The following is an 8,831-nucleotide window of genomic DNA, read 5'->3' on the forward strand; positions in this document are numbered from 1 at the left end:
CGTGTCGGAGCGATCGTCGTCCGAAACGGAGCGACGTTCCGGAACGATACGGAACAACGATCCGGATTGCAAGAGGAAGCGGAGCACCGTTCCGCATCGCGTCGGTGTCGTGCGATGATCGAGGCATGAGCACCCCGTCGCCCGACCCCGCGCCGCGTCGCCGTCGCGACGTCGAGCGCAACGAGCGCACGATCCTCGACGCCGCGGCCGCGGTCTTCACGGCCTCGGGCGTCGGCGCACCGGTGCGCGAGGTCGCCACCGCCGCGGGGGTCGGGGTCGGCACGCTCTACCGGCACTTTCCGACCCGTTCGGACCTGGTCGTCGCCGTCTACCGGCACCAGATCGAGGCCCTGGTCGACGCGGGGCCGGCGCTGCTCGGCTCGGAGCCGACGCCGTTCGCCGCCCTGCTGCGCTGGGTGCACCAGTTCGTCGACTTCCTCGGCACCAAGCACGGTCTGGCGCGCGTCTGGGAGGGCGACGCCGACGGCTTCACGGCGCTGCACACCCTGTTCGTCGACGAGCTCGTGCCCGTGCTCGGCCGGCTGCTCGACGCCGCGCGGGCGTCCGGCGAGGTGGCCGCGCCGACCCCGCCGTACCAGCTGCTCCGGGCCGTCGGCGACCTGGTGGCGTGGAGCCCCCAGGACCCCGACTACGACGTCCGGACGATCGTGACCCTCCTGGTCACCGGGCTGCGGCAGGCGCAGCCGACGGTGACCGACAGCGCGTAGCCGGCCACGTGCACTGGTCGCGACCGGCACCGGACTGGAGGCGCGGTGCGGGCCCGTCACGCGCCTCCCGTCCGGCATCGTGACCGTCTCGGGCCGCACCAGCGCCGTCGGGGCCGGTCCGGGCCCTACGATCGTCCCGACGAAGGGGGACCACCATGACGGAACTGGCGGACTGGGAGACCGAGGGGGCCAGGGCTCGTCCGGCTCGACCGGGTGACCACGAACCGGTGCCGGCCGCGCTGCGGGCCGTGACGATCATCGGGGTGTTGTTCCTGATCGCCGCGGGCTGCGTGTTCGTCACGACGGCGTTCCTCCCCACGTCCGACGAGACGGCTGTGCCGGACAGCCTTCGACTGCTGATGGCGACGGTCGTGTCGGTCGGCATCGCCGTGGTCGGCGTGGTCGCCCTGCTGCTCCGACTCGTCGCCGGGGTGCTCGTCCGCCGCTGACGGCCCGCGGACGTGCAGGGTTCACGCTGCGGCTCCTCCCCGGCAGGTGTCAGACCGACGACGCCCGCCCGGAGCCGACGACCACCAGTTCGGTTCCGCTCGGTGCATGGTCAGCGAGCCTCGCTGTCCGGATCGTCATGTCGTCGTAGGAGTTCCACGAGTAGCTGGTGGAACGGGACGAGAACAGTCCGGTGTAGATGGTCTTCTCGTAGTCACCCGACTGCATCTCCGCGCTGCCGTCCACCATCGCCACCTGCTGGAGGGTGTGGAACGCGCGACTGATGTTCTCTGCTTCGTCAGCCTTGACCGGGTGGTGCCCGTGGACGTACGCCGCGCGCACGAACCGCGACGGGGACGAGTAGTCCCCGGGGATCCCACGCATCGACGCACCCGCACCGAACGGCACCAGGTGGGCTCGGCCGAGCACGCGCTCGTCCGGGACCTCGGGCGAGGTGTTGAGGTAGTTGCGCAGGTTCTCGTGGTGCCACGCGAACCCGGGCTGGTTCGTGAGGACGTCCACGTCGTCGTCGAACACGTGCAGGCCGTCCTCGGTCTGCTCCACGACGATCGCACGGTCGCGGTCGCCGATGATCCAGTGCAGGAAGGCACTCGGGTACTCGTCGTTGATCGGCCGGTCGACGATGACGACGTCTGCGAGCGCTGCCTCCACCGCGTCGACGTCGGCGAACCGGGAAGCGACCCACAACGGGAACTCGAACGCTGCGACGTTCGTCGCACCCTCGACGGGTCCTGTGGGGTAGTGGGCGTACCCGGGGAAGTTGAGTCCGGCGACAGCGACCCCGGCGTCGTTGCCGCAGTCGAAGTAGAGGGGCGTGTCGTCCTCCACGATCCCCATGCCGATGACCGCGTGCGGGATGCCGACGACGGCGCCGAACGGTGAGCGCGGAACGAAGCCGGTCGGGGTGACGACCACCTGCTCGCCGTACCCGGTCGACCAGTCGAGGTTGCGCGCCAGGAAGAGGTGACCGCTCTCGTCCGAGAACCTGATGGCAGTGCACATGTCGAGTCCTTTCTCGTGTGGACCGCGCGGCGCGGTGTCGGTCGCGCAGGACCAGGTTGGTCCCTCATGGTGGCGAGCGACAGAGGCGGACGACAGAGGCGAACGACCCTGACGAGCACCGAGCACCGCCGGCCCACCGTGACGGGACCTTCGTCCTGGACGCCGGCCGCTCCTGAGCGTATGGTCCGCCCATGAGTGGGGCTCAGGGACGATCTTCGCGGCAGCAGCGTGCAGAGCAGTTGGCGGAGGTGTCGCCGCGCTTCCGCGCACAGCTCGACGACCGACGACACGACCGGGTCGGCGCGGACTGGGCCGGCGGCCTGCCGGCGCAGTGAGGCGTGGCGCCGCGACTCCGACTCGGGCGTGACCGGTGGTTCAACCTGCTGTGGCTGGTACCGCTCGCTGCCGCAGCGCTCGTCGTCGGCACGGAGTCGTCGCGTTCACCGTCGCCACGGCCCTGCTGGTCGGGGTCGTCGTCCTCCTGGTCCGCCAGGGCGTCCACCAGCCGTCCTGGTTCACCGGCACGCTCGTCGACCCGGATGCCGCCTTCGGGTGGTGGACCCTGCTCGCGGCCGTCGGCGTCTGCGGGACCCTGGGTGCCACGATCGGCGTCGGCGCTGCTCCGGTCGTGGCGCTCGTGGTCGGCGGGCCGCTCTGGCTGCTCCTCACCTACGGACTCCTCCCGTGGCTGTTCCTCCGGACCCGCGCGCGGCCGCTGAGCGCGCACGCCGACGGTGCGTGGTTCCTCTGGGTGGTCGGGACCGAATCGCTCGCGATCACCACGTCGACGTTGCACTTCGACGTCGTCGCGCTCGCGCTCTGGGGCGTCGGCCTCGTGCTGTACCTGCTGCTCGCCGCCGTGGTCCTCGTCCGCATGGTCGGCTCGCGGGGAGGACCCCTCGTGGTCACCCCCACCGCGTGGGTCGTCTCCGGCGCGACGGCGATCACGACGCTCGCCGGCGCTCGCCTGCTCGAGAACGGTCTGCCGGCCGCGGCGCACTTCGTCGGCGGGGCGTCCGTCGTCCTGTGGGCCTGGGGAACGTGGTGCCTGCCGTTCCTGGTCGGCATCGGCATCCGGCAGGTCATGGTGCTCCGCCTGCCGGTGCGGTACGTCACTGCCCTCTGGAGCATCGTCTTCCCGCTCGGGATGTACTCGACCGCCAGCACGGTCTTCGGGCGGACGACCGGTCTCGGCGTCCTCGTGACGGTCGGGAGCGCGAGCCGCTGGGTCGCCGTCGCCGCCTGGGCCGTCGTCGCAGCGCTCGCCGTCGTCGCCGTGGTCCGAGCACTGCAGCCGGACCGGGACCAGCCCGGCGACGCACGCGGTGGCGGGTGACGACGCACCCGTCACCACGAGACGAGGAACGGCGGACGTCGTGACCGAAGGTCGGACGGGAGGCCCGGTGCCAGCTGGTACCGGGCCGAACGACCGTCACGGGTCGCGCCGCCCGCGTCCACTGGTCGCGTCTCCGGGTCGGCTCAGGCTGCTGGCGTCGAGTACAGCACCGCGAGGGTCGCCACCAGCCCGACGACCACGATGCCGAGGTCGAGCACGGCAAGCGTGACGAGCCGCGTGCGTTGCGGCCGCACGGCGGCGCGGACCACGACCATCACCGCGAACAGCACGACCACGAGCACCAGCGCCGGCCAGCCGATCGCCGGCGCACGGATCGCCATGAGGACCATCACCGCGGCGACGATCACGGCCGTGACGGCTCCCCACACGAGCCAGTTCGAGCCGGACGCCGTCCGGAGTGCGGGCTGGTCGCCGACGCGGGTGGGATCGGGGCGGCGGGGCTGTTCGTCGGACACGAGCCGGACGGTACGCGGTGGCCCCTGCCCGTCCCCGCAGGCCCCCACCGCGAGAAGATGGGGTGTGCACACCGCCGCGAGCATCCTCGACGCCGTCGTCGCCCACGTGGACGCGACGGGATTCGCCGCGCACGGCATCCACGTGCGGACACGGACCGGTGCGGTCGGTACCGACGACGTCGCCGAGCACCACTGGACCCCCGACGTCCGGCGCGAGGTCCACTCCGCCGCGAAGGGCATCTGCGTCCTGGCCACCGGCATCGCGGCCGACGACGGTCTGGTCGACGTCGACGAGCCGATCGCTCGGTACGTGCCCGGCCTCGCGCTCGGCGACGGCGTCGACCGGGTCACCCTCCGGCACCTGCTCACCATGACGAGCGGCATCGACATGCCGTGGTCGGCGACCGAGCTGACGGACTGGCCGGACCTGGCGGCCGAGTTCCTGCGGCGACCGTCCCGCGGCGGGGTGTTCCAGTACGCGAACGCCAGCACCTACACCGCGATGCGCGTGCTCGAGACCCGGGTCGGTGACGTCGGCGCGTTCGTCAACGAACGGCTGTTCGCGCCGCTCGGCATCCGGGACGTCGAGTGGCAGCGTTGCCCGAACGGGTTCGTCGCCGGCGGCGAGGGGCTGTCGCTCCGCACCGAGGAACTCGCCCGCATCGGGCACCTGATCCGCGACCGCGGGGTCGTCGACGGACAGCGGATCGTCAGCGCGCGGTGGTGCGACGCGATGCACACCGACTGGGTGGAGCGCGAGGGCACCGGCCCCGGCTACGAGCGCTACGCGATGGCCGGGTGGGGTGGCCCCGGCCGACTCTGGCGGCTGCACGGTGCGTACGGGCAGATGCTCCTGTTCGACCAGACCGAGGCGAGCAACGACACCGGCACCGTCGTCACCATCACCGCCGACGACCACTTCGGCGCCGACGCGCTCGCCGCCTTCGTCGCCGACGAGCTGGCCCGCCAGGACCCCCGCCGGTAGCACCTTCGACGATCCGACCTGCACGTCCGCGCGCGCCCGGCGTGGGAGGATCGATCAGTGCAGCAGCAACCCGTCGCGATCATCATCGCGGCCATGAGCGAAGAGGTCTCGGCCTTCGCCGACCTGTTCGGCGGTGTCCCCGTCCTCGACGGCCCAGTCGGTGGCCACGACCCGCACCAGCTGCTCGACATCGGCGGCGCCACGGTCGTCGTGCGCCGCAGCGGCATCGGCTTCACGAACGCCACGGCCGCGGTCGCCCACGGCTTCCACGACTTCGGCCCGGGCATCCCGGTCATCAGCGTGGGGACCGCCGGTGGGCTCATGCACGGTGTCGCCATCGGTGACGTCGTGGTCGGCGACCGGTACGTCAACCTCAACGCCGACGCCACCGCGTTCGGCTACGCCCTGGGCCAGGTCCCCGGCATGCCGACCGGCTACGCGCCGGACGCCCGGCTCGTCGAGCTCGCGATGGGCGCCGACATCGCGTGGCCGCTGCGGTCGGCGACGATCGGCTCGAGCGAGGTCTTCGTGACCGAGGGCCGTGCCCGCGCACTCCGGGTCGCGTTCCCCGAGGTGGCCGCGGTCGACATGGAGTCGGCCGCGATCGCGCAGTTCGCCCACGTGCACGACATGCCGTTCGTGTCGGTCCGGTGCATCAGCGACCTCTGCGCGCCGGACGGCGCCGAGTTCCGTGAGCACCTGGACGACGCCGCGGCACGCGCAGCGCGCGTGGTCCACGACCTGGTGCTCGGCCTGCGTTCCTGAGTCCGCCCGGCTCCGGCCTGGAGGCGCGACTCGCCGCCGCCGGTCCGGCGGCGGTGATCCGGGCCTCCCGTCCGACCCCGCCTGGTCGCGGGCGCTGCGCTCCGCGGCCATTCAACGAGCGGAATTGCGTTCCACGGACGTTCCGGGACGGATCACGAACCGGTATGAAAACCGCTCGCTAGCCTCCATTTCGGGGGGCCAAGGAACCACGGCCAATCACACAGGGAGATCAGCCATGAGCGCCTACACGAGCGACGAGAACGTCGAACCTGCACGCATCACCACCTTCAAGCGCGTCCGCAAGCAGTGGCGTCGGACGGGTGAGGTCGGCTACACGCACAGTGGCAGCGACTTCTTCCGCGACGACGCGCCGGAAGCGGTCCAGCGGTAACCAGCGGCAGCCACGAAGTGCCCGTCAGGAGCGATCCCGGCGGGCACTTCTGCGTCAGCGACCGAGCTGGTCCCGCAGGTAGGGCGCGGTCCGGCTGGTGGTCGAGGCGGCGACCTCGGCGGGCGTGCCGGAGGCCACCACATGGCCACCCTCGACACCCCCCGACGGACCCATGTCGATGACGTGGTCGGCACTCGCGACGACGTCCATCGCGTGCTCGACCACGACGACGGTGTTGCCCGCGTCGGTCAGTCGGGCGAGCTGGGCGGTGAGCAGCTCGACGTCGGCCGGGTGCAGGCCGGTGGTGGGCTCGTCGAGCAGGTACAGGGTGTGGCCGGTCCGCGCGCGCTGCAGTTCCGTGGCGAGCTTGATGCGCTGCGCCTCGCCGCCGGACAGCTCCGGAGCGGGCTGGCCGAGTCGCAGGTAGCCGAGACCGACCTCGCGGAGGGTCTCGAGTCCGCGTCCGGCTGCCGGCAGGGACGCCAGGAGCGGCGCCGCTTCGTCGACGGTCATGCCGAGGACGTCGGCGATGGACGCCCCGTTCCACCGGACCTCGAGCGTCTCGGCGGTGTAACGGGAGCCGTGGCACTCGGGGCACGGGGCCCAGCTGCCCGGCAGGAAGAGGAGTTCGACGGACACCGACCCCTCGCCCTGGCAGACCTCGCACCGGCCGCCGGCGACGTTGAACGAGAACCGCCCGGCGCCCCAACCGCGGGCCTTGGCCTCGTCGGTCTGGGCGAAGGCTGCCCGGACCGCGTCGAAGAGGCCGGTGTAGGTGGCGAGGTTCGAGCGGGGCGTCCGGCCGATCGGCTTCTGGTCGACCTGCACGACGCGGTCGATGAGCGGGTGCGACGTCGCGACGCCGGGCAGCACGCCACCGACGAGTGACGACTTGCCGGACCCGCTGACCCCGGTGACCGCGGTGAGGACACCGAGCGGCAGGTCGACGTCGAGCCCACGCAGGTTGTGCAGGGTGAGGTCGCGGAGTTGGAGGGTGCCGATCGGGGTCCGGACGGCACGGTCGGCGGTCGGCTGCCGGGGCTCCAGGAAGCGCCGGGTGACAGACGCCTCGACCTCGGCCAGTCCGGCGACCGGTCCGCTGTACAGGACCGTGCCGCCACCGATGCCCGCGCGGGGGCCGACGTCGACGATCCAGTCGGCTCGGCGCACGATGCTCATGTCGTGCTCGACGACGAAGACGCTGTTGCCGCCGGCACGCAGGTCGTCGAGGACGTCGACGAGGGACTCGGCATCGGCGGGGTGCAGGCCGGCGCTCGGTTCGTCGAGCACGTAGACGACGCCGAACAGGCCGGAGCGGAGCTGCGTCGCGATCCGCAGCCGCTGACTCTCGCCGGGGGAGAGCGTCGGGGTGGCGCGGTCGAGCGCCAGGTACCCGAGACCCAGGCCGACCAGGACCTCGACGCGGGTGAGCAGGTCGCGGGAGATCGCCACGGCGACCTCGGTGTGCTCGCCGGACGATGCCCGGGACGTCGCCGCTGCCGCGTCCGTGATCGCCGCGATCGGGCGCAGGACGTCGGCCAGGCCGGTCAGCGGCAGGGCGTTCAGCTCGGCGATCGAGTGGCCGCCGATCGTCACGGCGAGGGCGGCTCGGGTCAGCCCGGTGCCGCCGCAGAGCCCGCACGGGCCGGACTCGACGAACTGCAGCACCTTCTTGCGCTGGGTCTCGCTCTGCGAGTCGGCGAGGGTGTGCAGCACGAACTGGCGGGCGCTCCAGAACCGGCCCTTGTAGGGCTTGGCCACGCGGTCGCGCTTCGGCTGCACCTGCACGACGGGCTGTTCCTCGGTGAAGAGCAACCAGTCGCGGTCCTTGCGCGACAGCTCGCGCCACGGGCGGTCGATGTCGTAGCCGAGCACGGCGGTGACGTCGCGCAGGTTCTTGCCCTGCCACGCTCCGGGCCAGGCGGTGATCGCGCCGTCCCGGATGCTCAGCGACGGATCGTGCACGGCCGAGGCCTCAGTGACCTCGTGCGCGGTCCCGATGCCGTGGCACCGGGGGCAGGCGCCGGCGACGGTGTTCGGCGAGAAGGAGTCCGATTCGAGTCGGTCGGCGCCCGACGGGTAGGTGCCGGCGCGCGAGTAGAGCATGCGCATCGAGTTCGACAGCGTGGTCATGGTGCCGACGGTGGAGCGGGAGCTCGGCGCGCCGCGACGCTGCTGCAGGGCGACGGCGGGCGGCAGTCCGGTGATCGAGTCGACGTGCGGGGTGGAACCCTGCGCGATCAGCCGCCGCGCGTACGGGGCGACGGACTCGAGGAACCGGCGCTGGGCCTCGGCGAAGACGGTGCCGAAGGCGAGCGAGGACTTGCCGGAGCCGGAGACGCCGGTGAACGCGACGATCCGGTCGCGGGGGATGTCCACGTCGACGTCGCGCAGGTTGTTCTCGCGGGCGCCACGGACGCGGATGAAGTCGTCCGGCCCGGGTCGGTCGTCGGTCTGGGTCGAGCGAGGAGCGGGCATTCGCTCGATCGTAGGCTCGGCCACTGGGAGAAGCGGTACCGCCGGCGGTACCGCGAACGACGAAGAGCCGCTCCGCCCTGATCGGCGGAGCGACTCTTCGCGTCGTGCGGTGGTGCTCGTGGTGCGGTGTTGCGGCAGGTGTTACTTGATCTGTGCGGTGATGGTGGCGGTGCCGACGAGGAGGCCGCGCTTGACGGCGTCG

General features: G+C 72.0%; 10 protein-coding genes. 7 read left to right on the forward strand and 3 right to left on the reverse strand.

Annotation, left to right across the window (positions count from 1 at the left end):
• Nucleotides 1–125: 125 nt before the first annotated feature.
• The gene (locus DEJ03_RS09135; protein WP_110864374.1) at nt 126–728 is read left to right on the forward strand and encodes a TetR/AcrR family transcriptional regulator; all 603 of its coding nucleotides are present in this window, start codon (nt 126–128) and stop codon (nt 726–728) included.
• Between the two features lie 155 nt (nt 729–883).
• On the forward strand, nt 884–1,177 hold the full coding sequence (locus DEJ03_RS09140) for a hypothetical protein (RefSeq protein ID WP_146237696.1): 294 nt from the start codon (nt 884–886) through the stop codon (nt 1,175–1,177).
• Between the two features lie 49 nt (nt 1,178–1,226).
• Here DEJ03_RS09140 and bsh read toward each other — a convergent pair whose 3' ends face one another.
• On the reverse strand, nt 1,227–2,198 hold the full coding sequence (gene bsh, locus DEJ03_RS09145) for a choloylglycine hydrolase (RefSeq protein WP_110864376.1): 972 nt from the start codon (nt 2,196–2,198) through the stop codon (nt 1,227–1,229).
• Nucleotides 2,199–2,389: 191 nt separating this feature from the next.
• Here bsh and DEJ03_RS17925 point away from each other — a divergent pair, with 191 nt between their 5' ends.
• Complete coding sequence (locus DEJ03_RS17925; RefSeq protein WP_181422662.1) at nt 2,390–2,533, forward strand: hypothetical protein; 144 nt, start codon at nt 2,390–2,392, stop codon at nt 2,531–2,533.
• Nucleotides 2,534–2,583: 50 nt separating this feature from the next.
• Complete coding sequence (locus DEJ03_RS09150; RefSeq protein WP_181422663.1) at nt 2,584–3,534, forward strand: hypothetical protein; 951 nt, start codon at nt 2,584–2,586, stop codon at nt 3,532–3,534.
• 143 nt (nt 3,535–3,677) lie between these two features.
• Here DEJ03_RS09150 and DEJ03_RS09155 read toward each other — a convergent pair whose 3' ends face one another.
• Complete coding sequence (locus tag DEJ03_RS09155) at nt 3,678–4,010, reverse strand: hypothetical protein (protein WP_110864378.1); 333 nt, start codon at nt 4,008–4,010, stop codon at nt 3,678–3,680.
• A gap of 64 nt (nt 4,011–4,074) precedes the next feature.
• Here DEJ03_RS09155 and DEJ03_RS09160 point away from each other — a divergent pair, with 64 nt between their 5' ends.
• The 3 genes from DEJ03_RS09160 to DEJ03_RS17930 all read left to right on the forward strand — a co-directional run bounded on the left by DEJ03_RS09160 (nt 4,075) and on the right by DEJ03_RS17930 (nt 6,151).
• On the forward strand, nt 4,075–4,995 hold the full coding sequence (locus tag DEJ03_RS09160) for a serine hydrolase (protein ID WP_110864379.1): 921 nt from the start codon (nt 4,075–4,077) through the stop codon (nt 4,993–4,995).
• Between the two features lie 57 nt (nt 4,996–5,052).
• On the forward strand, nt 5,053–5,760 hold the full coding sequence (mtnN, locus tag DEJ03_RS09165) for a 5'-methylthioadenosine/S-adenosylhomocysteine nucleosidase (RefSeq protein WP_110864380.1): 708 nt from the start codon (nt 5,053–5,055) through the stop codon (nt 5,758–5,760).
• Between the two features lie 235 nt (nt 5,761–5,995).
• Complete coding sequence (locus tag DEJ03_RS17930) at nt 5,996–6,151, forward strand: hypothetical protein (protein ID WP_155896774.1); 156 nt, start codon at nt 5,996–5,998, stop codon at nt 6,149–6,151.
• 54 nt (nt 6,152–6,205) lie between these two features.
• Here DEJ03_RS17930 and DEJ03_RS09170 read toward each other — a convergent pair whose 3' ends face one another.
• Nucleotides 6,206–8,629: an excinuclease ABC subunit UvrA gene (locus DEJ03_RS09170; protein ID WP_110864381.1), complete on the reverse strand. Its 2,424-nt coding sequence runs from the start codon at nt 8,627–8,629 to the stop codon at nt 6,206–6,208.
• Nucleotides 8,630–8,831: the final 202 nt, after the last annotated feature.

Source organism: Curtobacterium sp. MCLR17_043 (genome assembly GCF_003224215.1).
Lineage (GTDB): Bacteria > Actinomycetota > Actinomycetes > Actinomycetales > Microbacteriaceae > Curtobacterium > Curtobacterium flaccumfaciens.